This is a genomic window from Streptomyces sp. NBC_00663, assembly GCF_036226885.1.
Lineage (GTDB): Bacteria > Actinomycetota > Actinomycetes > Streptomycetales > Streptomycetaceae > Streptomyces.
This window is the reverse complement of sequence record NZ_CP109027.1, coordinates 5053323-5078496: the sequence shown is the minus strand read 5'-3', so window position 1 is coordinate 5078496 and position 25174 is coordinate 5053323. Positions and strand designations below refer to the sequence as shown.

19 protein-coding genes, 4 tRNA genes and 2 pseudogenes are annotated in these 25174 nt (G+C 71.9%); 10 read left to right on the top strand and 15 right to left on the bottom strand.

From position 1 onward, the window contains the following. Window positions 1-62: 62 nt before the first annotated feature. The 4 genes and pseudogenes from OG866_RS23255 to OG866_RS23240 all read right to left on the bottom strand — a co-directional run. Window positions 63-494, bottom strand: a pseudogene (locus OG866_RS23255) (GNAT family N-acetyltransferase); the annotation flags it as partial. A 99-nt stretch (window positions 495-593) separates the two neighbouring features. Continuing rightward, the gene (locus tag OG866_RS23250) at window positions 594-1313 is read right to left on the bottom strand and encodes a leucine-rich repeat domain-containing protein (RefSeq protein WP_329337427.1); all 720 of its coding nucleotides are present in this window, start codon (window positions 1311-1313) and stop codon (window positions 594-596) included. Continuing rightward, window positions 1310-1873, bottom strand: coding sequence for an NADPH-dependent FMN reductase (locus OG866_RS23245; RefSeq protein ID WP_329337426.1), 564 nt, complete (start codon window positions 1871-1873; stop codon window positions 1310-1312). The genes OG866_RS23250 and OG866_RS23245 overlap by 4 nt, the downstream gene beginning before the upstream one ends. Window positions 1874-1913: 40 nt before the next feature. Further along, entirely contained in the window at window positions 1914-2984 is a 1071-nt protein-coding gene (locus OG866_RS23240; protein WP_329337424.1) for an oxygenase MpaB family protein, read from the bottom strand. Window positions 2985-3049: 65 nt separating this feature from the next. On the opposite strand from OG866_RS23240, the gene OG866_RS23235 reads away from it, so the two are divergent. Further along, window positions 3050-3721 (top strand): TetR/AcrR family transcriptional regulator, encoded by a 672-nt coding sequence (locus OG866_RS23235; RefSeq protein WP_329337422.1) that lies wholly within the window; start codon window positions 3050-3052, stop codon window positions 3719-3721. 57 nt (window positions 3722-3778) lie between these two features. Here OG866_RS23235 and OG866_RS23230 read toward each other — a convergent pair. The 5 genes from OG866_RS23230 to OG866_RS23210 all read right to left on the bottom strand — a co-directional run bounded on the left by OG866_RS23230 (window position 3779) and on the right by OG866_RS23210 (window position 11005). After that, window positions 3779-3851 (bottom strand) — tRNA-Lys (locus OG866_RS23230). Window positions 3852-3950: 99 nt separating this feature from the next. Beyond that, window positions 3951-5507 carry an amino acid permease gene (locus OG866_RS23225; RefSeq protein ID WP_329337421.1) on the bottom strand — a complete coding sequence of 519 codons (1557 nt, stop codon included), beginning with the start codon at window positions 5505-5507 and terminating at the stop codon, window positions 3951-3953. Between the two features lie 48 nt (window positions 5508-5555). Further along, on the bottom strand, window positions 5556-7823 hold the full coding sequence (locus OG866_RS23220; protein ID WP_329337420.1) for a hypothetical protein: 2268 nt from the start codon (window positions 7821-7823) through the stop codon (window positions 5556-5558). 203 nt (window positions 7824-8026) lie between these two features. After that, window positions 8027-10240 carry a DEAD/DEAH box helicase gene (locus tag OG866_RS23215; protein WP_329337418.1) on the bottom strand — a complete coding sequence of 738 codons (2214 nt, stop codon included), beginning with the start codon at window positions 10238-10240 and terminating at the stop codon, window positions 8027-8029. Window positions 10241-10471: 231 nt separating this feature from the next. Then, window positions 10472-11005, bottom strand: coding sequence for a hypothetical protein (locus tag OG866_RS23210; protein WP_329337417.1), 534 nt, complete (start codon window positions 11003-11005; stop codon window positions 10472-10474). A gap of 149 nt (window positions 11006-11154) precedes the next feature. Here OG866_RS23210 and OG866_RS23205 point away from each other — a divergent pair, with 149 nt between their 5' ends. The 3 genes from OG866_RS23205 to OG866_RS23195 all read left to right on the top strand — a co-directional run bounded on the left by OG866_RS23205 (window position 11155) and on the right by OG866_RS23195 (window position 13285). Further along, window positions 11155-11505: a metallopeptidase family protein gene (locus OG866_RS23205; RefSeq protein ID WP_329337415.1), complete on the top strand. Its 351-nt coding sequence runs from the start codon at window positions 11155-11157 to the stop codon at window positions 11503-11505. Window positions 11506-11559: 54 nt separating this feature from the next. Continuing rightward, entirely contained in the window at window positions 11560-13161 is a 1602-nt protein-coding gene (locus OG866_RS23200) for a metallophosphoesterase family protein (RefSeq protein ID WP_329337413.1), read from the top strand. A 48-nt stretch (window positions 13162-13209) separates the two neighbouring features. Next, window positions 13210-13285: transfer RNA gene (locus OG866_RS23195), tRNA-Glu, on the top strand. A 50-nt stretch (window positions 13286-13335) separates the two neighbouring features. Here OG866_RS23195 and OG866_RS23190 read toward each other — a convergent pair. The 4 genes from OG866_RS23190 to OG866_RS23175 form a co-directional block, all read right to left on the bottom strand. After that, a complete protein-coding gene (locus tag OG866_RS23190) occupies window positions 13336-14205 on the bottom strand; it encodes a hypothetical protein (protein WP_329337411.1) in 870 nt (289 codons plus the stop codon). Next, the gene (locus OG866_RS23185) at window positions 14202-14576 is read right to left on the bottom strand and encodes a hypothetical protein (RefSeq protein ID WP_329337409.1); all 375 of its coding nucleotides are present in this window, start codon (window positions 14574-14576) and stop codon (window positions 14202-14204) included. Before OG866_RS23185 ends, OG866_RS23190 begins: the two co-directional genes overlap by 4 nt. Before the next feature lie 780 nt (window positions 14577-15356). Further along, window positions 15357-15947, bottom strand: coding sequence for a hypothetical protein (locus OG866_RS23180; RefSeq protein ID WP_329337408.1), 591 nt, complete (start codon window positions 15945-15947; stop codon window positions 15357-15359). Window positions 15948-16224: 277 nt separating this feature from the next. Continuing rightward, window positions 16225-16959 carry a hypothetical protein gene (locus tag OG866_RS23175; protein ID WP_329337407.1) on the bottom strand — a complete coding sequence of 245 codons (735 nt, stop codon included), beginning with the start codon at window positions 16957-16959 and terminating at the stop codon, window positions 16225-16227. Between OG866_RS23175 and OG866_RS45260 the strand changes: the two are divergent. Then, a pseudogene (locus OG866_RS45260) lies at window positions 16960-17010 on the top strand (hypothetical protein); the annotation flags it as partial. Here the strand turns inward: OG866_RS45260 and OG866_RS23170 are convergent. Further along, on the bottom strand, window positions 17002-17211 hold the full coding sequence (locus OG866_RS23170) for a hypothetical protein (RefSeq protein WP_329337406.1): 210 nt from the start codon (window positions 17209-17211) through the stop codon (window positions 17002-17004). The pseudogene OG866_RS45260 and the gene OG866_RS23170 sit on opposite strands and share 9 nt — an antisense overlap. On the opposite strand from OG866_RS23170, the gene OG866_RS23165 reads away from it, so the two are divergent. The 3 genes from OG866_RS23165 (at window position 17197) to OG866_RS23155 (ending at window position 19557) form a co-directional block, all read left to right on the top strand. After that, on the top strand, window positions 17197-19296 hold the full coding sequence (locus tag OG866_RS23165) for a CHAT domain-containing protein (protein ID WP_329337404.1): 2100 nt from the start codon (window positions 17197-17199) through the stop codon (window positions 19294-19296). The two genes, OG866_RS23170 and OG866_RS23165, sit on opposite strands and share 15 nt — an antisense overlap. 88 nt (window positions 19297-19384) lie before the next feature. Further along, window positions 19385-19459 (top strand) — tRNA-Asp (locus OG866_RS23160). 24 nt (window positions 19460-19483) lie between these two features. Continuing rightward, a tRNA-Phe gene (locus tag OG866_RS23155) sits at window positions 19484-19557 on the top strand. A 51-nt stretch (window positions 19558-19608) separates the two neighbouring features. On the opposite strand, the gene OG866_RS23150 is transcribed toward OG866_RS23155, so the two are convergent. After that, entirely contained in the window at window positions 19609-20625 is a 1017-nt protein-coding gene (locus OG866_RS23150; RefSeq protein ID WP_329337402.1) for a toll/interleukin-1 receptor domain-containing protein, read from the bottom strand. Between the two features lie 108 nt (window positions 20626-20733). Here OG866_RS23150 and OG866_RS23145 point away from each other — a divergent pair, with 108 nt between their 5' ends. Together OG866_RS23145 and hrpA are read left to right on the top strand one after the other, a co-directional pair. Further along, a complete protein-coding gene (locus OG866_RS23145; protein ID WP_329337400.1) occupies window positions 20734-21051 on the top strand; it encodes a hypothetical protein in 318 nt (105 codons plus the stop codon). A gap of 79 nt (window positions 21052-21130) precedes the next feature. Next, window positions 21131-25099 carry an ATP-dependent RNA helicase HrpA gene (gene hrpA, locus OG866_RS23140; RefSeq protein WP_329337399.1) on the top strand — a complete coding sequence of 1323 codons (3969 nt, stop codon included), beginning with the start codon at window positions 21131-21133 and terminating at the stop codon, window positions 25097-25099. Window positions 25100-25174 lie beyond the last annotated feature (75 nt).

Sequence of the window (25174 nt, the reverse complement as noted above, 5' to 3'; positions counted from 1 at the left end):
GGCTAGGTCACGGGGGTGCGGGACGACGGTCGAGCAGGCTCCCCTGTCGGGGGTGCAGCGGGCTACACCTTCAGCTCCTTCTCCATCAGCTGGGTGTCGATCCACCGGCTGTGCTTGTGTCCCACGGCGGTCAGCCGCCCGGCGTCCGTGAAGCCGAAGCGCCGGTGCAGGGCGACGGAGGCGTCGCTGCCGGTGTCCGCGACCACGGCGATCATCCGCCGCTTCCCGGCCCGGGCAGCCGCCTCGACGAGCGGCCCCAGCAGCGCGCTGCCCAGCCCCTTCCCGGTGGCGTCCGGGGCGAGATAGATCGAGTCCTCCACGGTGAACCGGTAGGCCGGCCGGGGCCGCCACGGAGTCGCGTACGCGTACCCGGCGACCACTCCCGAGACCTCGGCGACCAGGAACGGCAGCCCCGCCCCGGCGAGTTCACGGCGCCGCTGCTCCCACTCGGCGGCGGAGCGAGGGGTCTCCTCGAAGGTGGCGACGGTGTCGAGGTCGGTGGGGGGCGGCGGATCGGATGACCACGCCGGTCGCTGTCCCGGGCCTTTCGTGGGTCACTGCACCTCATCTCTCAGTGGTTGAACCGTGCTGCCTTACGACAGGACCACGCACCCCCGCCGCTCCAGCTCCCCCACCAGCGGCGACGACGGATCGCAGGCGTTCCAGCGCAGGTCCAGCTTCTCCAGCGCGGGCAGGGCGGTGAGCCAGTCCGGCAGGTGGGTGAGGTGGTTGCCGCGCAGGTCCAGGTGGCGCAGGAGGGGCAGCCCCGCGAGGGCGTCCGGGAGCTCGGTGAGGGAGTTCTCCCGCAGCTCCAGGTGGCGCAGCTCGCGCAGGCCGGAGAGGGACGGCGGCAGGCCGGTGAGCTGGTTGCCGCGGAGCCAGAGTTCCCGCAGGGCGCGGAGGCGGCCGATGCCGTCCGGCAGGGTGGTCAGCCGGTTGTGCTGGGCCCGGAGTTCGACCAGCCCGGTCATCCGGCCGACGGCGTCCGGAAGCTCGGAGAGCTTGTTCTCGCCGACATTGAGATAGCGCAGCCGGGTGAGGGCGCCGAGGGCGTCGGGGAGTTCGGTGAGGTCGTTGTCGTGCAGGTAGAGGAAGCCGGTGAGGCCGGTCAGGGCGCCGAGTTCGGGCGGTACCGAGGTGAGACGGTTGTGACCGAGGTCCAGTGTGGTCAGCCGGTGGAGTCCGCCGATGGCGGGCGGGAGGTCCGTGAGGCCGTTGTCAGCGAGGATCAGCACCTGGAGTTCGGTGCGCGCCCAGACCGACTCGGGCACGTGACCCAGTTGCCGGCGCCAGAGGTTGAGCGCCTGTGTCATGTCCCCGGCCGCATCAGCGCGTCGGCCGCCGCGGCCAGCAGGCCGAGGGTCTCGCCGACCCGCCGCCGGAAATCGGGGTCGGTGACGGTCCCGTCCGCGCCGAGCATCCCCCGGTCCACCGGCAGTTTCACGCAGGCCCGCTCCACGATGTCGGCGCCGGTGTAGCCGAGGACCGTGCGCAGGGTGGCCTCCGCGCCTCCGCCGCGCCCCTGGGCCGCCGCGCCGACCCAGGCAACCGGCTTGTCGCAGATCTCGGTGCCGCCGACCGTCCAGTCGAGCAGGTTCTTGAACGAGCCCGGCAGCGTCCCCGCGTACTCCGGCGTACAGATCAGGATCCCGGCCGCCGAGCCGATCGCCTCCCTGAGCCCGGTCACGGGCGCGGGGAGCGGGTCGGTGTCGTCATCGGGGTTGAAGTGCGGAAGGCCGGCGAGACCGTCGTAGGGCACCGCCCGCACCCCCGCCGACGGCGCCACGGCCTGCGCGGTGCGCAGGACGGCCTCGTTGGTGGAGCCGGAGCGCAGGCTCCCCGACAGCAGCAGGATCACCGGTGACGTCGCCATGGGCCCAACCTACGCCGTCGGCACAGGTGTTGGGCGCCCGCTACGCGAGCGGGCCGAGGATCTCCTGGGACTCGATGAGGCCCTGGTCGCTGGGGGCCTTGCCGTCGTCGAAGACACGGGCGGCCTGCCGGGCGCGGAGGTCGAGATGGGCCTCGGCGGGCCTGGGGTAGCCGTGGCGGGCGCGGGCCTCGGCGGGCGTCAGCACCTCCTGCGTGCGCGGCGGGACGCCGAGCTTCATCGGTGCGATCACCGGGACCGTCGAGGGCGAGAGGCGTCCGATCAGGAGCAGTTCGAGCCGCGGGCTCAGATGGGCGAGCGCGAAGGCCGCCCTCATGACCGGCACGATGAGCGTGTCGAGGAGGCGGGACTGCCGGATGCCCGCCAGCTCGCGCATCCAGCGCGGCATGGTCGCGATCGTGGCGATCCGCTGGGCCCGCGCGACGGCCAGGCTCGCCGGCGTCGCCCACCAGGGCGTCGGCGGGAAGACGAGTTCGGCCCTGAGCAGATGGTGCATGGCCTGCCGGGCGATCGGGCTGCCGGACAGCCGCGGGCGCATCTCCGCGAAGTACGCCCGGACGCCGTCCCTGCTGCGGGGGACGTCGTCGGGGGAGCAGGTCTGCAACTCCGCGGCGAGGGCGCAGGCCTCCCAGTACTCCGTCTCCTCCTGCTCGGTGAGCTTGCCGGGGCCGTACTTCTCGTACGCGTAGAGGATCGAGTGCCAGCCGGTGAGCTGGATCCACAGTTGTGAGGCGGGGTCGTTGGCGTCGTAGGTCCCGCCGCCGTACGGCAGCTCGCCGATCGCCTTGGAGTGCACCTTGACCAGCACGTCCGCGGCCTTGCACACCTCACGGGAACCGGCGAAGGCCACCATCGCGAAGTAGCGCAGGGTGCGGTCGTAACGGGTGCGGGAGCGGCGGTAGATGCCCTGGGTGGCGTGTACGGCGGCCACCAGTGGCGGGTCGAGCTCCTCGACGACGACAGCCCGCTGGAAGCCGACCGTCGGGGCGGTCGGATAGCTCCAGACCTTCCACACGACCGAGCCGGGCCCGAAGAAGCCGTGGTCCTCGTGCGGTCGGACCTCGCCGCGCCGGAACCTCTTGAGCTTCGTCATGGAGCCGCCCCTCACTTACGACACTGGTGTCTTAAATTAAGACACGGCTGTCGTAAACTGCCAAGGTGTCGACCCACACGACTTCGGAGAACCAGCCCCGCAAGCGGCGCCCCTACGCCCCGCGCGTCCCGATCGAGCAGCGCCGTGAGCAACTCCTCGACGCCGCCCTCGCCGTGATCGTCAGCGACGGCTACGACCGGATCTCCATCGACGCCATCGCCAAGCGGGCCGGCGTCGCCCGGTCCGTGGTCTACGGCGCCTACGACCACCTCGATGCCCTGCTGACCGCACTGCTCGACCGCCAGCAGGCCCGCGCCTTCGACCGCCTGCTCGCCACGATCCCCGACGACCCCGCGCAACGGGGCGACCCGGCCGCATTCGCCGCGGAGACCGTGCGCCGCATGTCCACGATGCTCCGTCAGGACCCGGACACCTGGCGGCTGATCCTCGCGCCGCCCGGCAACATGCCGACGGTGGTCCGCGACCGCATCGAGGCGGACCGGGAACGATTCCGGCTCCGCGTCGAGACGTGGCTCTCCCACGCCTTGACCGACCCGAACGACCCGACCCGCGAGTCCCCTGGCTCCCTCGACCCGCGGATCCTCGCCCACGCCCTGGTCGCCTGCGCCGAACACTTCGGCCGCCTCGCCCTCACCGACCCCGGCACGTTCGAGCCCGCGCATCTGATCGACCAGGTACGGCTGATCCTCGGGGCGCTGTGGCCACGGACGCGCTGACCCCGCGAACACGACGGCGCCCGAACCGACCGAAGCCGGCTCGGGCGCCGTCACATGTAGGCCCTGTGGGACTCGAACCCACAACCAATGGATTAAAAGTCCACTGCTCTGCCAATTGAGCTAAGGGCCCAGGCGATGTTGCCTCCCCGAGCATAGCCGGACGCGGCCGTCTCTCCGATCGGGTATCGGGGACACGGCCGCGCCGGGCTCGGGAGACGGGCCGTAAAGATCACGGATCGACCGGTTCGGGGGCACCCTTGCGGGCCGCTTCCCTCGCCAGCGTCCGCTCGTGGTCGGGGTTGAGGAACCAGTGCCGGGCCGAGGCCAGCCACCAGGTCGCCGCGAAGCCCAGCACCACCAGGACGGCGACCGGCGCGTAGTTGAAGGTCTCCCAGGTGACCGGCGAGAGCTGCGGCAGCATGAACAGGACCGTGATCACGCCGACCCACGCCACCGACACCACCCCGATCGCCCTGGACCAGCGGCCCAGATGCCAGGGCCCGCGCTCGAACTCCTCGCCCTTGCGCAGCCGGAGCAGGGTCGGGATGACGTACGCGATGTAGAGGCCGATGACGGCGATGGACGTCACCGCCGCGTACGCGGTCACATTGATCAGGTACGGCAGACCGAGGATCAGCGCGCCGCCCGCCGCCAGCCACACCGCGGCGACCGGTGTGCGGGTGCGGGGGCTGACGGTGTGCCAGATGCGCGAGTACGGCAGCGCCCCGTCCCGGGAGAACGCGTAGATCATGCGGCTGTTGGCGGTCACGGACGCCATCCCGCAGAACAGCTGCGCCCCGATGACGACGAGCAGCAGCAGCTTGCCGGAGGTCGCGCCGAGCGCGTCCAGCAGGATCTGGGCGGGCGGCGCGCCGGTCGGGGAGTTCAGGGCACCGTCGTAGGACTGGATGGCGAAGGTGAAGCCCAGCAACAACACGAAGCCCGCGATCCACGACGTCCAGATCGACTGCACGATCCCCTTCGGGCCCGCCGTCGAGGCGTCGTGCGTCTCCTCGGTCATATGGGCGGAGGCGTCGTAGCCGGTGAAGGTGTACTGGGCCATCAGCAGGCCGAGGGCGACGACGTACGCCCCGCTGCCCCAGCCCGTGTTGTTCACGAACTCGCCGAACACGAAGGACGCGGACTGGTGGTGGTCGGGGGCGAAGGTGAGGGCGCCGACGATGAGCGCGACGCCGATCACGTGCCACCACACGCTGACGCTGTTCAACAGGGCGACGATCCGCACGCCGAAGGTGTTGAGCAGGCCGTGCAGGACGAGGATCGCCGCGAAGAGCAGCATCGTCCTGCCCGGCGTCACCTCGAAGTCGAACTGGAGGTTCAGGTAGGCGCCGAGGAAGGACGCCGCCCCGAAGTCGATGCCGGCGGTCACGGCGACCTGCCCCAGCACGTTGAACCAGCCCGTGAACCACGCCCACGCGGCCGCGGTCCGGGGCGGGGCGAGGCGGTGGGCCCAGAAGTACAGCCCCGCGGAGGTCGGGTACGCCGAACAGATCTCGGCCATCGACAACCCGACGAACAGGGTCATCAGCCCGACGGCCACCCACCCCCACGTGATCACCGCGGGGCCGCCGGTGTTCATGCCGAACAGATACAGCGTCAGACAGCCCGACAGGACCGAGATGATCGTGAAGGAGACGGCGTAGTTGGAGAACGCCGACATACGGCGGGCCAGGACCTGTGTGTAACCGAGCTGGGCCAGCCGTTCCTCGTCCGACAGGCCGTTCGGCCCCTTGGACGGCCCGCTCGCTATCGCGTCATCTGTCATGCCCCCAGCAATTCCCTTGCCGGGGGCGTGACACACGTCACAGGATGGCTAAATACCGCCCGTCAACCGCAGCTCGGCCCCCTGCCCGTCCGCGGGCGCCGCCGCCAACTCCCAGGTGTACGGGCCCTCGTCGGCCCCGTCCCACGTCACCTCCAGCTCGGCACCGTGCTGAACGGCGTCCAGGGTCCGCACGGTCGCCCCCGAGGCGTCCTTGATGACGACATGCGCGCCCGGCGCGGCCGGCTTGGAGAGCTGCCAGGTGGCGGTCCACCCGGCGGCGGAACGGTCCGCGTGCGCCTCGACCGCGGTCAGCGCCGACGTCGGCACCCCGGAGGCAACCGCCCGCATCGCCCCCGGCTTCCCCCGCCCCGGGAGCCAGGCCACACCGCCGCCGAAGCGGTCGACGGCGTAGGCGCCGTGGGAGAGGTAACCGGGGAGGTCGGTCGCGAGGACGTGGGTCTCGACCGTGTCGGCCGTGTGGAAGTCGACGAGCCGGAGCTGGCCCGTCCCCTCGTCGTGCACGACCACGTACCCGTCGCCCAGCTCACCGTCCGCCGGTACGTCGAGCATGCGCCCGGTGTCGCGGTCCCAGACCCCGGAGCCCGCCGGGTCGCCGGAGGCCGCGCAGGTCCAGTAGACCCAGCGGCCCACCGCCTGGAGGTCGGTCGGCGTGCACTCCTTGCCGAGCGCGAAGGTCTCGGTCGCGCCGGACCTCAGATCGGTCGACGTCACCGTCCCCTCGGTGTCGCCCGGCGTCCAGAAGTCGCTGCCCCAGACGGCCGCGGCCGACGCGGGCCGGGTGAGGAGGACCTTGTCGGAGCCGGGCTTCTCGCGGTCGACGACGTACTGCTGGTACGAGCCGAACCCGGACATGTAGCCGTAGCCGAAGACGACGTACCGGCCGGACGCGTCCACGATCTGGCCGCCGCCCGGGACCGCCACGCTCACCGCGTCGTCCGGGGCCGAACGGACATCGATGCCGCCGGCCGCCGGGTAGGCGAACGCGCCGTCGCCGAGCGCGAAGGCCCCGCTGCCCGCCGTACCGCCCGTGCCGTCGGTGCTCAGCGGCGGCTGGGCGACGAGGGCGCGGGGGCCGGCGGACGCGGTCCCGAGGTCGATGTGGCGTTTGTAGAGGGAGGGCAGGTAGTTGGTGTCCGGCTCGCTCGTCGCGAGGTCGCCTGCGGCCAGGGTCACCGCGCTGTACGTGCCCGCCTTCGGCGTCAGGGACCTCACCGTGGCCACCGCGAGGGTGCCGTCGGGCCGCGCCGTCACCTTCCGTACGCCCCAGTCGCCCGCCGACGCGCCGCCCGCGACCAGGATCCCGCCGTCCGGCGTCGGGTTCAGGCCGTAGGTGCCGCCGAGGCGGGCGTGCGGCAGCAGCGTCCGCACCTGACCGCCGGTCACCGGGACCGCCAGCAGGGGCTCGCCGCGGTCCTTCGGGGCGTCGCTGTTGCGGAAGGACTCGGTCTGGCGCAGCGAGACCAGCCAGTCGCCGGCCAGCGCGATGTACGCCCGCTGCTCGTACGACGAGGCCACGTCCACCGTGGTCTCGGTGCCGTCGAGGGCGTCCCGGCGCAGCAGGTGCGCCTTCTGGTCGCCGTACGCCGGGTCGAACCAGGCCACGTACGTCGCGCCGACCGCGACCTGCGTGTACCCGCTGCCCCAGGTGCCCTTGAGCACGCCGGTGATCCGGCCGGTCGTCGTGTCCACCAGGCCGACCTGGCCAGCCGGGTCGCCGGAGACCCAGATCGCGAGGGTGTCGGCGTCGCCGCCGAGCACCTTGTACGACGCCGGCCTCACACCGTCCTTGCCGGTGACCTCCGTGTCCTTCAACTCCCCGTCGTCACGGGGGCGCAGAAGGTGCAGGGAGGCGACGGAGCCGTCCGCGGCCCAGGTGGCCGTCAGCACCGTGTCGCCGTACGTGCCCTGGTAGGTCTGGCCCTCGGGGAGCGTGAAGCGGATCGACGTGCCCGCCTTCATGTCCTTCAGCTCCACGGACCGGTCGGCGGGTGTGTGGACGCCGACGACGTCCGAGGCGAAGCCTCCGACGCGCTCGGCGGACGGGGCCGCCGGGTCCTGGCCGATGGCCGTCGGGTCGCCGGAGGTGGGGGTCCAGCGGAATCCGGTGAAGTCCTCGGAGCCGTCGCGCTCCACCCGGCCGAGGTCGCCGGCGCCGCCCGCCGACTCCAGGTTGAGGCCGCGCGGCAGATAGCGGTCGGGGGCGTCGATGGTGAGGGGCGCGGGGGTCGTGTCGGCGTGGGCGGCGGGCGCGAGCACGACGGAGGCGACGAGCGCGCCGGGAACGAGGAAACACATGCGATGGGGCCTGTGGCGTGGGGCCACGACACCTCCAACTGGCTAGGGAGGCGCGGAAGTTAACACAGGCCACGCACAGGATTCGAACACATTCACTAATCATGAGGAGTCCGGCAAACCGGCCGCCCGTGCCCCTCGGAAACCCCGGAACGCCGAAGGGCCCGTACGACCGGAGTCGTACGGGCCCTTCATTGAGCTACTTGTCAGCCGTTGCGCTTCCAGCGCGGCTTGTCGTCACGGCGGCCGAAGGACGAGCCGGAACCGGAGCCGGTGCCGGTGCCGGTGCCACGGTGGTCGTCACGGCGGCCGTGGGGGCGCTCGTGGCCGCCGGAGCGGAAGCCCGGACGGTCGTCGCGGCGGTCGCGGTTGAAGGGGCGGTCGCTGCCACGGTGTCCACCGCGCTCGTCACGGCGCTCGAAGGAACGGCCGGCCGGACGGTCGTCGCGACGGAACCCGCCACGGTCACCGCGCTCGTTGTCCCGACGCTCGAAGCCACGGCCACCGCGGTCGTCACGGCGCTCGAAGGAACGGCCACCACGGTCGTCGCGACGCTCGTCACGACGGAACCCGCCACGGTCACCGCGCTCGTTGTCCCGACGCTCGAAGCCACGCTCACCGCGGTCACGGTTGTCCCGGTTGAAGCCGCCCCGGTCGTCACGGCGCTCGAAGGAACGGCCACCACGGTCATCGCGACGCTCGTCACGACGGAACCCGCCACGGTCACCGCGGTCGTTGTCCCGACGCTCGAAGGAACGGCCACCACGGTCGTCACGGCGCTCGAAGGAACGGCCACCACGGTCGTCGCGACGCTCGTCACGACGGAAGCCGCCACGGTCGTTGTCGCGACGCTCGAAGCCACGCTCGGCCTCCTGGGCCGCCGGCTGCGCGGGCACCGACGCCTCGACGGCCTCGGCGGCAACGACCGCGGCCTGCGCCTCGGCGACGGCGGCCTCCGGGTCCTCACCGCGGTCACGGGCGGCGCGGGCGACGAGGCGGTCGGCCTCCTCGCGCAGCTCGCTCGCACGGCGCTGCGCCCGCTCCAGCTGCTTGGTCAGGGAGGCGACCTCACGCTCGGCCTGCTGCGCGGCGTTGCCCGCGGACTCGGCCTGGACCTCGGTCATCGACCGGGCACCGGTGATCTCGGCGACCTCGGGGTCGAAGGCGCCGGCGCTCTGGATGATGTGACGCCCGGCGTCGACGCCCGCGTCCTCCATGAGGCGGAAGATCTGGCGGCGCTGGTGCGGCAGGGAGAGGGAGACGACCGTACCCGTGCGACCGGCACGCGCCGTACGGCCCGCGCGGTGCAGGTAGTCCTTGTGGTCACCGGCCGGGTCCACGTTCAGGACCAGGTCGATGCCGTCGACGTGGATACCACGGGCGGCGACGTCGGTCGCGACGAGCGCGTTGACGTAGCCCTTCTTGAAGTCCTCGAGCACGCGGGTACGGGCGCCCTGCGTCATACCGCCGTGCAGCGCGTCGGCCTTCACACCGGCGTCGCACAGCTGCTCGGCGATGCGGTCCGCGCCCAGCTGGGTGCGGACGAAGATGATCGTGCGGCCCTTGCGGGAGGCGATCGCGGCGGTGACCGGCGCCTTGTCCTTGGGCTTCACGATCAGGATGTGGTGCGACATGGTCGTGACGTTGCCCTGGGCGCTGTCGACCTCGTGCGTGACGGGGTTGCTCAGGTAGCGCTTGACCAGCGTGGAGATCTCGTTCTCCATCGTGGCGGAGAACAGCATCCGCTGGCCGCCGGCCGGGACCTGGTCGAGCAGCTCGGTGACCTCGGGCAGGAAGCCCAGGTCGGACATCTGGTCGGCCTCGTCGAGGACGGCGATCTGCACGTTCTCCAGCGAGCAGGCGCCGCGGTTGATGATGTCGCGCAGCCGGCCCGGGGTGGCTACCAGGACGTCGACGCCGCGCTCGAGGGCGTAGATCTGGTTGCCCATCGACGTACCGCCGCAGACGACCTTCATCTTCAGGCCGAGGACGTCGCCGTAGGGCTGGAGGGCGTCCGCCACCTGCATGGCGAGCTCACGCGTCGGCGTGAGGATGATCGCGCGGGGCTTGTGCTTCTCGGTGCGGCCGCCGGCGAGCGTCGCCAGGGTCGGCAGACCGAAGGAGAGGGTCTTGCCGGAGCCGGTGCGGCCACGGCCGAGGATGTCCTTGCCGGCCAGGGCGTCCGGGATGGTCGCGGCCTGGATCGGGAAGGGGGCGGTCACACCGTTCTGCGCGAGCTTGCGCACGACGCCCTCGGGAAGACCGAGGTCGGCGAAGGTGACCCCGGGGGTCTCGTCGACCGAGTCGGCGGTGTCGGCGGTGTCGAGCGAGTCGGCCGAGTCGACGGTCTCGAGCGCCTCGACGGCCTCGTTCTCGTCGTTCTCGGGCATGACGATGTGATCAGAACTGGAAATGGACATGCGTAAGCGAAACCTTCCGGAGTCTCGTCGGCACGCGCCCGTCAACTCCGTGATTTCGCAATACGACCGCCTCTATGCGGTCAGCCACGGCAAGGGAGAGAACGCGCCACACGGCGCTCTCTGCAATGGCGCCGGGCAATGGGATCAAACGATCTACCACCATACGCACCCTCCACCCCCCAAGGCAAACCGATCCCCGTGGACTAGACGTACGTCACATCGCCGCGGCCGTCACACCGGTGATCCCGCCGTCGGCGCCGGCTCCCGCTGGACCAGTTGCGGCTCGGTGTCCGGGTGGGCGGAGGAGGAGGGCTCGGCCGACGGCGTCGGCGGGTCCGGCGTCGGCGGCTCGGGGGTCGGCGTCACCGGGTCCGGGTCGGCCGTCCTCGTCGGGGTCGGCGGCGCCTTGGTCGGCGTCGGCTGCCCCGGCTTGTCCGGCTTCCCGGGCTGGGGCTTCGCCGAGGGCGACGCGTCGTCCTGGGCCGACGCCGAGGCGGAGGGCGACGCGGACTCCCCGTCCTTCCCCTTCCCCTTGCCCTTCCCCTTCTCGCCGTGCTTGCCGTCGGCGCCCGCCGCCCCGTACCCGGAGCCGCCGCCCGACACCGCCGTCCCGCCGTCCGGCGCCTCACCGCCCCGCTCTCCCGCGGAGTGCGAGGGCTTGGCGCTCTTGCCCCCGTCGTCGTCACCGACGCTCATACAGCCTGCGGCGGCGGCGACGGCCATGACCGTGGCGGCCAGACGGACGGGTACGTACTTGGGGCGCACGGGCAGCCACCTCCGAGGGCGGGTGAGGGAGTCCACCTGTCCAACTCCCGCCGCCCACAAGAGGACACGCGCGGTGCCCCGCACGGCCCGACCGCACACCAGCCGTGCCCGACCCCGCGGATCACGCCCCCGTCCCCGACAATGTCCCTGTGCTGGAGATGACGCGCGACGCCTTCGAAGAGCTGGTGGCCGAGGCCCTGGACCAGATCCCGCCCGAGCTGACCCGGGTCATGGACAACGTGGCGGTGTTCGTGGAGGACGAACCCCCGGCGGACGACCCCGAACTGCTCGGCCTGTACGAGGGCACCCCGCTCACCGAGCGCGGCGAGTGGTACGCGGGCGTCCTGCCCGACCGCATCTCGATCTACATGGGCCCGACCCTGCGCTACTGCGAGACCCGCGACGACGTCGTCCACGAGGTCGCCGTGACCGTCGTCCACGAGATCGCCCACCACTTCGGCATCGACGACGAGCGTCTCCACGAACTCGGCTGGGGCTGATCCCGTGCGCCACACCACCGCATAGCCACCCCCGCACTTGGGCATACGGGACCAATGGCCCGCGTCCCCGTCGCCGCCCTGAACGTCCTGATCCGCCTACGCCGCTCGCCCCGCGCCCTCGCCCGGCACTACCGCACCCGCCGCCCGCACCCCTCCGTCGAACTCGTGCCCCAGCCGCACCCGTGGGGCCGCGCCCTCGGTCTGGTCGCGGTCGTGCTGCTCGGCGCCTGGCTGGGCCTGCTCATCGTCGGCAACGTCCGCACCCCGGTCGGGCCCATGAACACCACGATGACCCTGCGCCCGTCCCTCACCGGCGGCACGAAGATCAACGTCTCCCCGCTCGGCGCCCTGCAACTGGACAGCCATCACGCCCCGGTCCGCCTCGACGTCAACGTCGACCAACTCGACCCGGTCCGCTCCCAGGCCCTGGTCGACCACCCCGAGCGGATCTCCGGCCTCCAGGACGAGGTCGCCCGGGACGTCGAGCACGGCACCCTCGACCTGGCCCTGCGCTCCTGTGTCGCCGTCGTCGCGGGCGCCACCGCCCTCGGCCTCGCCGTCTACCGCCGCCCGCGCCGCGCCCTCGCCGCCGGCGGCCTCGCCCTGACCCTGCTGGCCGCGTGCGGCGGGACGGCGTACGCCACCTGGAACCCCGACTCGGTCCTCCAGCCGAAGTTCTCCGGACTGCTCTCCTCGGCCCCGTCCCTGGTCGGCAACGCGCGCAGCATCGTCACCGAGTTCGACGTCTACCAGCGGGAGTTGGCGCGCCTGGTGACCAACGTGACCAAGCTGTACGACGTCACCTCCACGCTCCCCGCCTACCAGCCGGACCCCACCACCATCCGCGTCCTGCACGTCTCGGACATCCATCTCAACCCGGCGAGCTGGAAGATCATCGCCTCGCTGGTGAAGCAGTACCAGGTCAACGTGATCGTCGACTCCGGCGACACCATGGACCACGGCACGGCCGCCGAGAACGGCTTCCTCGACCCGGTCGCCGACCTCGGGGCGCCGTACGTCTGGGTCCGCGGCAACCACGACTCCCAGGTCACCCAGCGCTACCTGGAGCGCATGAAGAACGTCCACGTCCTCGACGACGGCCGCGCCGAGACCGTCGCCGGGCTGCGCTTCGCCGGGCTCGGTGATCCCCAGTACACCCCCGACCGCAGCGAGAAGTCCGGCGCCCAGGAGACCCAGGAGGCGGCCGGCGGCCGGCTCGCCGCCTCGCTGCGCGACTGGACGACCGCCGGGAAACCGGTCGACGTCGCCGTGATCCACGAGCCCTCGGCCGCCCGCGAGGTCGACGGCTCGGTCCCGCTGGTCCTCTCCGGCCATCTGCACCACCAGGAGACGGAGGTCATGCGCAACGGCACCCGGCTGCGCGTCGAGGGCTCCACCGGCGGCAGCGGGCTGCGCGCGGTCGAGGGCAAGTACCCGGACCCGATCGAGGCCTCGATCCTCTACTTCGACCGCGACACCCGGCATCTGCAAGCCTGGGACGCGATCAAACTGGGCGGCCTCGGCCTGACGACGGCGGAGGTCAGCCGTCATCTCCCGGAGGAGAACCTGCCCGGAGCCACCCCGAGCCCCAGCCCCAGCAGCGGCACCAGCACCGGCACCAGCCCCTCGCCGAGCCCGTCCGGGAGCACCCGCTAAACAGTTTTGGCGATCCTTCCTGCCATCCCATATGCTTCTCCCGTCTCCGCCCTCATCGTCTAGCGGCCTAGGACGCCGCCCTTTCAAGGCGGTAGCACGGGTTCGAATCCCGTTGGGGGCACCAGCGAACGACGTACCGGAACCCGCTTCCTCCAGGAAGCGGGTTCCTGCGTCTCAGGCGTGCTTGCGCAGATGCGCGGTCACCCGCGCGCCCACGTCCGGAGTCAACCGCTCGCCCTCCGCCACCGCGAACCCCAGCTCCCGCGCCAGCAGCCCGCCCCGCAGATCGAACGCCGCCTCGGTGAGATGCGCCAGCGTGTCCACGGCGGCCCGCGTCCGCCGCAGTCCTACGGCGACCAGGGCGCCCGCGGGCAGCACGGCCGGCCACCACCACAGCGCGGGCAGCAGCGTCAGCACACCCCAGCCGGCCAGTGCGACGGCGGAGTCCAGCTCGGTGCGGGCGGCACGCAGGGCGTTCTGCTCGGACTCGGTCAGCACCAGCCACAGCCGGGGCCAGGCGAACACCACGTCCAGCCGGTACCAGCCCCACACCCGCACATCGACCGCCCGCAGCCGGTCCCCCGACCAGGTCGGCCGGGCCGGCGGCACCAGGGCCACGGCGTTGCGGCGGGCGGCGAGCGCGTCCAGCCGGGCCGGTGTCCGGTCCGGCTCCGCCCGGAACGCCGCCTCCGCCGCCTCCCAGCGCGCGGCACGGGCCGCGGTCAGCTGCCGCGCCGCACGCCCGAGACCGCTGGGCCACGGGTCGAACCACAGCCGCCCGAGCATCGCGGCGGCCCCCCGCGCGGCCAGCCCGGCGGCGGCCGACAGCACCGGCAGCACCACGACCGCGAGCAGCCACACCGACGAGACGCTGCGCCCGTCCTCCTCCACGAGGCCGGTCAGCCGCCCCAGATCGGCCCAGTGCGTGTGCCCCAGCCGGTAGGCGGCCGCCGCGCCGGCGACGTACAGCAGACCGGGCAGCACCAGCATCGCCACCCAGCGCTCGACGTACTTGCGGCCGAGCTCGGCGACGACGGTGTTCATCCGAAGCTGAGGGGCCGGCCGTGCAGAGCGCACACCGGCAGGTCGTCACCCGGCCGCGGCTGCTCCGCGCGCGAGCAACTGCCCGCCGGGCAGCGGTAGTCGCCGTACGCGAGACGGCCGGAGTGATCTGCACCGGGGAGGGCGACCATGGCGCCCCCGGACCACTCGCTTGCGTTGCGGGGCTCAACCCTCTCGCCCATCGCCAGCACCCTCAGCAGCCCGAGCTCGCGCAGCCCCTCAATGACCGGCTCGCCCCGCCGGGCCGCCGCCAGAATCTCCTCCAGCGCAACACTGTCACCGGTCTGCCGGGCGTACTCCCGCAGCACGGGAAGCTGCCGGCACAGCTCACCCAACAGCTCCGCGGTCTCCACGAATCCCTCTCCTCACCCGGGGACATGCCACAGGCTCTGAGGGACCATCATGAGGCATCTGGGGCGTACGCGGCAGCCGACGGGGGCGAGCGAACGATGCGGGACGACAGCGCGTGGCAGCGGTCGGAGCTGCTCGCCGAGCGGCTAGGGCAGCGGCTTGAGGCCTTCCTCGACCGCGGCGACCGGCAGGCGGTGCTCGACCCGGCCGCCGTGACGGAGGCGGAGGAGTTACGGGCGATCGCCCTGGTGGCGCCCGAGGGGCCGACGGGACCGCTGTACGTCATGGAGCGGGGTGTCGTACGGGCGATCGCCTTCCTGTTCCACGCCCGCTGCACCCTGCACGAGGCCGAGACCCCCGAGAACCTGGCCGAGTTACAGCTGGCCGTGCTGCTGTACGCGGTGGTCTGGCGGCTGGTCCCGGACGAGGTGCCGCCCGAAGTACGGGAGACCGTGGCCCAGTTGGACGTTCCGCCCGTGGAGGATCTCGGCGTCTCCACCACCCGCGCCCTGGAACTCTTCGCGCTCTGGCAGACCACCGGCGACCCGGCCGCGCTGGAGGAGGCGATCGCGCGCTGGCGCCGGGCCGCCGACGTGCTGCCCGCCGCCTACCCCGGCCGCGCCATGATGCTGTCCAACCTGGGCAGCGCGCTGCGCTTCCGGTACACCCAGCGGGGCGACCGGACCGACCTGGAGGACGCGGTGGCCCTCGGCCGCGAGGCGGTGCGCTCGGCGGAGCCCGGCGACCCCAACCGGGGCATGTACCTGGCCAACCTGTCCGGATCACTGAGCCTGCGCTACGGCGTCCGGCAGGACCCCGCCGACCTCGACGCGGCCGTCGACACCGGCGCCGAGGCGGTCCGGGTCACCCCGGTGCCGCACGCCCTGTTCCACTCCAACGCCGGGATCGCCCGGCTCATCCGGTACGAGCGGACGTTCGCGCCCGCCGACCTGGACGCGGCGACCGACGCCTTCGAACGCGCCGTACAGAACGCGGAGGCCGAGGATCCGCAGCGGCCGATGTACGTGGCCAACCTGGGGCGGGCGCTGCACCAGCGGTTCAAGCTGCACGGGCGGCGGGCCGACCTGGACGCCGCCGTCGCCGCCGCCCGCCGTTCCGTGGCCGCCTGCCCGCCGGGCCACCCCCTGCGGCACGGCTATCTCTCCGCCCTCAGCGACGTCCTGCGCTCGCTCGCCGGGGTGACCGGGGCGCCCGCCGACCTGGACGCCGCCGTCGACACGGGACGCGAGGCCCTGGCCGCCGTACCCGCGGCGCACCCCGGAGCGGTCCGGGGCGGCCGAGAGCCTGGCGCTCGCCCTGCGCGACCGCTTCCCGTGGCTGCACCGGCGGGCCGACCTCGACGAGGCCGTCACCCTGCTGCGGGACTCCCTCCACCCCGGCAGCCGCGCCGAGCACCTCTACAACCTCGGCGGCGTCCTGCTGACCCGCTTCCGCGCCTTCGACGACCTCGCCGACGCCGACGCGGCCGTCGCCGCCGCCCGCCGCGGCCTCACCGTCTGCCCCGTCGGCACCCCGCAGGAGGGCGTCCTGCTCACCCACCTCGGCGAGGCCCTGCACGCCCGCTCGGTACGGACCGCGTCCCCCGCCGACAACGAGGAGGCCGTCACCGCCCTGCGCCACGCGCGCACCCTACTGACCGGCTTCCACCCGACCGCCGTCAGCAAATGCCTCTCCGAACTCGGCCTCGCCCTGGGCCGCCGCCACCACTTCACCGGCCACCCGGCCGACCTCGACGAGGCCATCACCGTCTTCCGGGCCGCCGTCCACCACCACCCCGACGCCCCCCAGCAGCTCGTCGACGAGTCCCACCTCGCCGGCACGCTCTTCCTGCGCCACGCCGACAGCGGCAACCCCGCCGACCTCGACGAGGCGATCCTCTGGAACCGCCGCGCCCTCGCCCACCTCCCCGACGAGAGAGGCCCGCACGCCACCCAGGTCCTCTTCAACCTCGGCCGCGCCCTCCAGGCCGTCCACCAGCGCACCGACGACCTCACCGCACTCGACGAGGCCGTACGACGACTCGAAGGCGCCCTGCGCGCCCAGCGGTCCGCCGGTTCCCGGCACCACAGCGGCACCGACCGCGCCGCCGGTCTGTCCAACCTCGGCGCGGCCCTGCGCGTACGCGCCGAACGCCTCGGCAGCCGCGCCGACCTGGACCGCGCCATCGAGCTGAGCCGCGAGGCGCCGGACGCGCTGCCCGCCGACCATCCCGACCGGGCCACCTACTTCACCAACCTGTGCACCACCCTCCTCGTCCGCTACACCTGGGCAGGCGACCAGCAGGACCTCGCCGACGCGGTCCGGGCCGCCCGGCAGGCCGTCGACACCACGGCCCCCGCCGACACCGCCGCCCGGGTCGTCCACCTGTGCAACCTCGGCATCGCGCTGCGCCGCCGCTACGAGTGGTCACGTGCCCTCACCGACCTCGACGAGTCCATCGAGGCCGCCCGCGCCGCCGTCGCCGCCCTGCCGCCGGGCCACGTCGACACCTCCCAGCACCACGGCAACCTCGCCGTCGCCCTGCTGTCCCACTACGAACGCACCGGCGCCGCCACCGACCTCGACGAGGCGGTCGACGCCGCCCGCATCGCGGCGGACGGCGTGGACGACGCGCACCCGCAACGCCCTGTCCACCTCTCCAACCTGGGCCTCGTCCTCGGCCACCGGCACGACAGCCAGGGCCGGCGCGTCGACGCCGACGAGGCGGTGGACCGGCTCCGGCACGCGGTGCGCCTGTGCCCCACCGGCCATCCGCAACGCCCGATCTACCTCTCCAACCTCGCCATGGCCCTCGTCGCCCGCGCCGGCGGCCTCGACCCCGCGACGTCCCGCACCACGGACGGCACCGCCGACGCGCACGAGGCGGCCCTCGCGGCCCGCGCCGCCCTGCGCGCCGTACCCGAGGACCACCCGCAGCGGATCATGTGCCTCAACAACCTGGGGTCGGCGCTGCTGGTACGGGCGGGGACGCCGGCGGAGGCTGAGGCAGAGGAACACAAGGAAGCGGAGGCGTACGAGGAAGCCGAGGGCGATCTCTACGCCGCCTTCGACGCCTTCCGGCAGGCCACCACCGTCACCACCGCCCCCGCGCTCGCCCGCTTCCACGCCGCGCAGACCTGGGCCAGGGCCGCCGCGCAGTTCGGCGACTGGACCGAGGCCCTCGACGCGCACCGCGCGGCCCTCGCCCATCTGCCGCTCATGGCCTGGCACGGACTGGACCGCCGGGACCGGCTCGACGCCCTCGGCCGGGCCGCGGGCCTGGCCGGCGAGGCCGCCGCCGTCGCCCTGAACTGCGGCCGCCCGCACGAGGCCCTGCGCCTTCTGGAGCAGGGCCGTGGCGTGCTGCTCGCACAGGCCCTGGAGGCCCGCGACGAGATGACGGAACTCCGGGAACGCGCACCCCACCTCGCCGACCGCATCCGCGAGATCCGCGCCTTCCTGGACTCCGCCGCCCCCGACCCGTCGGACACCGCCGAGCGGGCCCGGCGCACGGCGGCCGAACAGCGCCGCGAACTCGCCCAGGAGATGGACGAGTTGACGGCCCAGGCCCGTCGGCTGCCCGGCCTGGAGGACTTTCTGCGGCTGCCGTCCGTCGACCGGCTGCGCACCGCCGCCGCCCATGGCCCGGTCGTCGTCGTGAACACGAGCGCGCTGCGCTGCGACGCCCTGATCGTCACCGCCCACGACCTCCACGCGGTGCCGCTCCCCGACCTCGACCTCGCCGGGGACGACGGCCTCACCGGCCGCGCGGTGGCCCTCCTCGACGCCCTCGCCCTCGTGGGCCGCTCACCGGCCGACGCCTGGCGGGCCCAGCGGCTGCTGCTGCGCACCCTGGCCTGGTTGTGGGACACGGTGGCGGCGCCGGTCCTGCCGGCGCTGGAACAGCTGGCGCCGGACGCCACCCGAGTGTGGTGGTGCCCGACCGGCCTCCTGTCCCTGCTCCCGCTCCACGCGGCGGGCCACTACCCGCCCGACCCCACCACCCCCGACGCCCGCGCCCTCCCCGACCGCTACGTCTGCTCGTACACGACGACGCTCAGAGCCCTCGCCGCCACCCGGAACCAGCAGCATGACCAGGGAGCCGCCGCCCGCATGCTGGCCGTGGACCAGTCGGACACCCCCGGCCTGCCCCGCCTCCCCCACGCGCGCGAAGAGGTCCGCAAGCTCGCCGCCCGCGCCACCCCCACGACGCCCACCACCGTCCTCACCGGCCCCGAGGCCTCCCGGGACACCCTGCTCGCCGCCCTCCCCGACCACGCCTACCTGCACTTCTCCGGACACGGCACCCAGGACCCCACCGACTCGGCGGGCGGCGCGCTCTACCTCCACGACCATGCGCAGGCCGGCCCGCTCAGCGTCGCCGACATCTCCCGTCTGCGGCTGCGCGAGGCCCGGCTCGCCTTCCTCTCCGCCTGCGAGACCGCCCGCGGCGCCGCCGTCCTGCCCGACGAGGCGGTGCACCTCGCGGGCGCCCTGCAACTGGCGGGCTTCGCCCATGTGGTGGCGGCCCAATGGGTGGTGGACGACGCCTGTGCGCTCCAGGTCGCGGACTCCTTCTACGAGGGCCTGACCTCCCCTCCCGGCGCCGGCCTCGACCCCGCGCGCGCCGCCCACGCCCTGCACGAAGCGGTCCGCCGACTCCGCCGCGGCCCGGTCAGCGACCCCCTCTGGTGGGCCGCCTACGTGCACACCGGGCCCTGAAATATGCGGTGCGGGACACCATCCGAGCTCTGATATGCTGATCCAGCGACATCGGGCACCGACAAAGTGCAGGTCGCACACAAAGCCTGGTCCTGTGGAGCAGTTTGGAGTGCTCGCCACCCTGTCAAGGTGGAGGCCGCGGGTTCAAATCCCGTCAGGACCGCTGAGGTTCCTTCTGGAATCTCGTGGCTGGGTAGCTCAGTTGGTACGAGCGATCGCCTGAAAAGCGATAGGTCGCCGGTTCGACCCCGGCCCCAGCCACAATGATCGAAGCCCCTCCGGGTGATCCCGGAGGGGCTTCGGCGTTCCCCGTCAGCGCGAGCGCCGCGCGGACCTCTCCAGCACCGCCAGCAGCCCCGGAATCCGGACCTCGGCATACGACTCCGCCAGGCCCAGCCGAGCCTGTGTCGGCATCGGGATGCCCAGCCCTTCCCCGAAGTGATGGTGCGCGGAGATCAGCGACCCCATGCGGATGTCCGCATCCGACGCGTCGAAGAGCGCCTCCGCGACCTTCGGCAGGTGCCAGTTGAAGGGCGCGGCCCAGTATTCGTCGCGCACCCCCGCCAGGGCCGGCTCCATCTCCGCGAATAGGTCGAGCTTCTGGTGGTAGTAGCGGGAGTCGTCGAAGTACGTGGCCGCCAGCCCCAGGATCCCCTCACGGCCGCGCCGGACAAGGATCTTGTAAGCGGCATCGAGAGCCTGCACGCCCCATTGGTTCAGCATGCGCTCGATCACCGCCAGCGTGACGTCCGCCCCGTCCTTCTTCGCCAGCCCGCGCAGTGCCGCGATCTGGATCGTCTGGTCGTGACCGGTGAGCGCGTACTCCCGGAGGACCGGCACATACCGGAACTGCCCCTCTCCGGCACGCAGCGCCCGCAACAGCTCCTGCCGCTCCCGCCGCTCGGGGTGGATGAGGTCCACCAGCTGCTCGAGCGCCGCGGCGTAGCCGTCCCGGGAGGAGATGTCCAGGCAGTACTTCGTACGAAGGTCGACAGGGATCTCCTTCACGTCGACGCCCCCGGCGAGCACCGGCACCACCCGCAGCTTCGCCCCCTCGATCTCCCGGAGCATGCCCACGTTCAGTTCGTAGTTCACCCAGTCCGAGGCGAGCGAGGCCGGGGTGAGCAACACCATGAAGGTGCGGGCCTGAGCGATGCCGTCGCTGATCCGCTCCCGCAGTGTGTCCCCCGGGCGCATCTCCCAACGGTCGTACCAGAGGCTCACCTTGCGGGCACGCAGATCCTCAGCGAACTTCGACACCAGAGGGCGATCGGACTGGGAGTAACTGACGAACAGGTCGTACGTCTTCTTGGCCGAGGCGGCAGACATGGGCCGAGGCTAGCGCCCGGCAGGGATCCCGCGGAGGCGTTTTGCTTGGCAGCGGATCCGGACCGGCGCTACGTTCTGGCTGGTCGACGCGGCACTCAGGGGGAGACGATGGCCAAGGCTGTGCAGGGGGACGGGGTGGAGCTCGCTCGGGCTCGGTACGGGCTGCTGGCGGTGGTGTCCAGCAATCTGGCGATCGCAGTGGTCGCGCTCGTCGGGGTGTGGCAGCTGGACGGCGACACATCGGTCGTCGTCGGTGTGCTCACGGCGGCCTTCACCGCGGTGAGCAGCATGACCACGGCCTACCTGGGGATCAAGGCGGTCTCCAACACGGCGAAGTCGATCGTCCTCGACGAGAACCGCCGCCGACGCGAGGCCGAGGCCGCGGTGCCCGCACAGGGTCCGGGGGACGCCTCCCGGGTTTCCTAGGGCCGCCCCACCCGCCCGGCGCCGCCGGAGGCAAAAGCGTTCGCCATGAATTTGGCCGGGATGAGATCCTGGATCGCGTATGTCTACGCATCCCGCCTCCGCCCCCGGCGCCTCCGACGCCCCCAGCCTCGGTGCTCTCGCCCCCCGCCTGACCGAGCTGTCCCTGCGCGACGCGCACCGGATCGGCCGCAGGCTGGAAGGCGCGCGCAAGATCCGCAAGCCGGAGGCGCGCGCCGCCGTGCTCGCCGAGATCGAGGGCGAGGTGGCGAAGGCCGAGGAACGCATGGCGGGGCGGCGCTCCCGCGTGCCCGCCGTCAGCTACCCCGAGCAGCTCCCGGTCAGCCAGAAGAAGGACGAGATCGCGGACGCGATCCGCGATCACCAGGTCGTGATCGTGGCCGGTGAGACCGGGTCCGGCAAGACCACCCAGATCCCGAAGATCTGTATGGAGCTGGGGCGGGGCGTGCGCGGCATGATCGGGCACACCCAGCCGAGGAGAATCGCCGCCCGCACCGTCGCCGAGCGCGTGGCCGAGGAGCTGAACACCCCCCTCGGCGAGGCCGTCGGCTGGAAGGTGCGGTTCACCGACCAGGTGAACCAGGACGCCACGTTCATCAAGCTGATGACCGATGGCATCCTGCTCGCCGAGATCCAGACCGACCGCGAGCTGCGCGCCTACGACACGATCATCATCGACGAGGCGCACGAGCGGTCCCTCAACATCGACTTCCTGCTGGGCTATCTCGCCCAGCTGCTGCCGAAGCGCCCGGACCTCAAGGTCGTCATCACCTCCGCCACCATCGACCCCGAGCGCTTCTCCCGGCACTTCGGCGACGCCCCGATCGTCGAGGTCAGCGGGCGGACCTATCCGGTGGAGGTGCGCTACCGCCCGCTCCTCGAAGAGGACTCGGACGACTCCGACCGCGACCAGATCACCGCGATCTGCGACGCCGTCGAGGAACTCCAGGGCGAGGGCAAGGGCGACATCCTCGTCTTCCTCTCCGGAGAACGGGAGATCCGCGACACCGCCGACGCGCTGAACAAGAAGAACTACCGGTTCACGGAAGTCCTCCCCCTCTACGCCCGCCTCTCGCACGCCGAGCAGCACCGCGTCTTCCAGCAGCACACCGGGCGCAGGATCGTTCTGGCGACGAACGTCGCCGAGACCTCCCTCACCGTCCCGGGCATCAAGTACGTCATCGACCCCGGCTTCGCCCGCATCAGCCGCTACAGCCACCGCACCAAGGTCCAGCGGCTGCCCATCGAGGCGATCTCGCAGGCCAGCGCCAACCAGCGCAAGGGCCGCTGCGGCCGTACGTCCGACGGCATCTGCATCCGTCTCTACGCCGAGGACGACTTCCTCGCCCGCCCGGAGTTCACGGACGCGGAGATCCTCCGTACGAACCTCGCCTCCGTCATCCTCCAGATGACCGCGGCCGGCCTCGGTGACATCGAGAAGTTCCCCTTCATCGACCCGCCGGACCACCGCAACATCCGCGACGGCGTCCAGCTCCTCCAGGAGCTCGGCGCGCTCAACCCGGCCGAGAAGGACGCACGCAAGCGCCTCACCGACACCGGCCGCAAGCTCGCCCAGCTGCCCGTCGACCCGCGCCTGGCGCGGATGGTCCTGGAGGCCGACAAGAACGGCTGTGTCCGCGAGGTCATGGTCATAGCGGCGGCGCTGTCCATCCAGGACCCGCGTGAGCGCCCCGCCGACAAGCAGACCCAGGCCGACCAGCAGCACGCCCGCTTCCGCGACGAGACCAGCGACTTCCTCGCCTATCTGAACCTGTGGCGGTACATCCGCGAGCAGCAGAAGGAGCGGGGTTCGAGTTCCTTCCGCCGGATGTGCAAGCAGGAGTACCTGAACTTCCTGCGCATCCGCGAATGGCAGGACATCTATACGCAACTGCGTACCGTCGCCAAGCAGATGGGCATCCATCTCAACGAGGAGGACGCGGCCGACCAGTCCGTCCACGTCTCCCTCCTCGCCGGCCTTCTCTCCCACATCGGGATGAAGGACGTGAAGGACGGCAACAAGAACGAGTATCTGGGCGCCCGCAGCGCCAAGTTCGCGATCTTCCCCGGCTCGTCCCTCTTCAAGAAGCAGCCCCGTTTCGTCATGTCGGCGGAACTGGTGGAGACTTCACGCCTCTGGGCCCGGGTCAACGCGAAGATCGAGCCGGAGTGGGTCGAGCCGCTCGCCGAGCATCTGCTGAAGCGGACGTACTCCGAACCGCACTGGGAGAAGGACCAGGCGGCCGTGATGGCGTACGAGAAGGTCACGCTGTACGGCGTGCCGATCGTCGCCCAGCGCAAGGTCAACTACGGCCGGATCGACCCGGAGACGTCCCGCGAACTTTTCATCCGCAACGCGCTCGTCGAGGGCGACTGGCGTACGCACCACAAGTTCTACGCCGACAACCGCAGGCTGCTGAGCGAGGTCGAGGAGCTCGAACACCGGGCCAGGCGCCGGGACATCGTCGTGGACGACGACACCCTCTTCGACTTCTACGAGCAGCGGGTGCCCGAACACGTCGTCTCCGGCGCCCACTTCGACTCCTGGTGGAAGCGCAAGCGGCACGAGCAGCCCGACTTCCTCGACTTCGAGCGGGAGATGCTCATCCGCGAGTCGGCGGAGGCGGTCACCAAGGCCGACTATCCCGACTCCTGGCGGCAGGGCCAGCTGAAGTTCCGGGTCACCTACCAGTTCGAGCCGGGCGCGGACGCCGACGGTGTGACCGTCCACATCCCGCTCCAGGTCCTCAACCAGGTCACGGACGAGGGCTTCGACTGGCAGATCCCGGGCCTGCGGGAGGAAGTCGTCACGGAGCTCATCCGCTCCCTCCCCAAGCCGATCCGCCGCAACTACGTCCCGGCCCCGAACTTCGCCAAGCGCTTCCTGGACACGGCGGTCCCCCTCCAGGAGCCTTTGACGCTCACGATGGCCCGTGAGCTGAAGCGCATGGTCGGCGTGCCCTTCGAGGCCGAGGACTTCGACTGGTCGAAGATCCCGGACCACCTCCGCATCACCTTCCGGATCGTCGACGAGCGCCGCCGCAAGCTGGCCGAGGACAAGGATCTGGAGGCGCTGAAGCTCCAGCTGAGGCCGAAGGCACGCCAGGCCCTCTCCCAGGCCGCCGCGGCCACCGCGGAGCGCCAGGGCGGCGAGTCCCTGGAGCGCAAGGGCCTCACCGACTGGACGATCGGCACGCTGACGCGGGTCTTCGAGACCCGCCGCGCCGGCCAGCCGGTGAAGGCGTATCCGGCCCTGGTGGACGACGGCGACACCGTCTCGGTCCGGCTCTTCGACACGGAGGCCGAGCAGTCCGAGGCGATGTGGAAGGGCACGCGCAGGCTGGTGCTGCGCAACATCCCGGTGAACCCGGCGAAGTTCGCGAGCGATCACCTGACGAACGCCCAGAAGCTGGCGCTCTCGGCCAACCCCCACGGCACGGTCCAGGCCCTCTTCGACGACTGCGCGATGGCGGCGGCGGACAAGCTGATCGGCGACTTCGGGGGGCCGGCGTGGGACGAGGAGTCGTACCGGAAGCTGTACGACAAGGTCCGCGCGGAGATCGTCGACACCACCGTCCGTACCGTCGGGCAGGTGCAGCAGGTCCTTGCCGCCTGGCAGGCCTGTGAGCGCCGTCTGAAGACCGTTCGGAGCCCCGCGCTCCTCGCGAACCTGACGGACGTGCGCAAGCAGCTGGACGCCCTCGTGAAGCCCGGCTTCGTGACGGCGACGGGGCTGCGCCGGCTGCCGGACCTCATGCGCTACCTGGTGGCGGCGGACCGCCGCCTCCAGCAGATGCCGACGTCCGTGCAGCGGGACACCACCCGCATGGAGAAGGTCCACGAGATGCAGGACGAGTACGCCTGGCTCCTGGAGCAGCTGCCGCAGGGCCGCCCGGTCCCGGCCGCCGTCCTGGACATCCGCTGGATGATCGAGGAGCTCCGGGTCAGCTATTTCGCCCACGCGCTGGGCACGGCGTACCCCGTCTCGGACAAGCGGATCGGGAAGGCGATCGACGCGGCTGTCCCGTAACCGACCCTGCACACAGGGTGAGTTCGCGCAGGACCCGCACCCTCCTGTACAGTCCTTCTCGCAGCGCAACGCAGG

Bases quoted from the DNA above. Each gene is read 5' to 3' on its own strand.
- OG866_RS23250 (WP_329337427.1), bottom strand. From the start codon at position 1,313: ATGACACAGGCGCTCAACCTCTGGCGCCGGCAACTGGGTCACGTGCCC.
- OG866_RS23245 (WP_329337426.1), bottom strand. From the start codon at position 1,873: ATGGCGACGTCACCGGTGATCCTGCTGCTGTCGGGGAGCCTGCGCTCC.
- OG866_RS23240 (WP_329337424.1), bottom strand. From the start codon at position 2,984: ATGACGAAGCTCAAGAGGTTCCGGCGCGGCGAGGTCCGACCGCACGAG.
- OG866_RS23225 (WP_329337421.1), bottom strand. From the start codon at position 5,507: ATGACAGATGACGCGATAGCGAGCGGGCCGTCCAAGGGGCCGAACGGC.
- OG866_RS23220 (WP_329337420.1), bottom strand. From the start codon at position 7,823: ATGTGTTTCCTCGTTCCCGGCGCGCTCGTCGCCTCCGTCGTGCTCGCG.
- OG866_RS23215 (WP_329337418.1), bottom strand. From the start codon at position 10,240: ATGTCCATTTCCAGTTCTGATCACATCGTCATGCCCGAGAACGACGAG.
- OG866_RS23200 (WP_329337413.1), top strand. From the start codon at position 11,560: ATGGCCCGCGTCCCCGTCGCCGCCCTGAACGTCCTGATCCGCCTACGC.
- OG866_RS23190 (WP_329337411.1), bottom strand. From the start codon at position 14,205: ATGAACACCGTCGTCGCCGAGCTCGGCCGCAAGTACGTCGAGCGCTGG.
- OG866_RS23150 (WP_329337402.1), bottom strand. From the start codon at position 20,625: ATGTCTGCCGCCTCGGCCAAGAAGACGTACGACCTGTTCGTCAGTTAC.
- OG866_RS23145 (WP_329337400.1), top strand. From the start codon at position 20,734: ATGGCCAAGGCTGTGCAGGGGGACGGGGTGGAGCTCGCTCGGGCTCGG.
- hrpA (WP_329337399.1), top strand. From the start codon at position 21,131: ATGTCTACGCATCCCGCCTCCGCCCCCGGCGCCTCCGACGCCCCCAGC.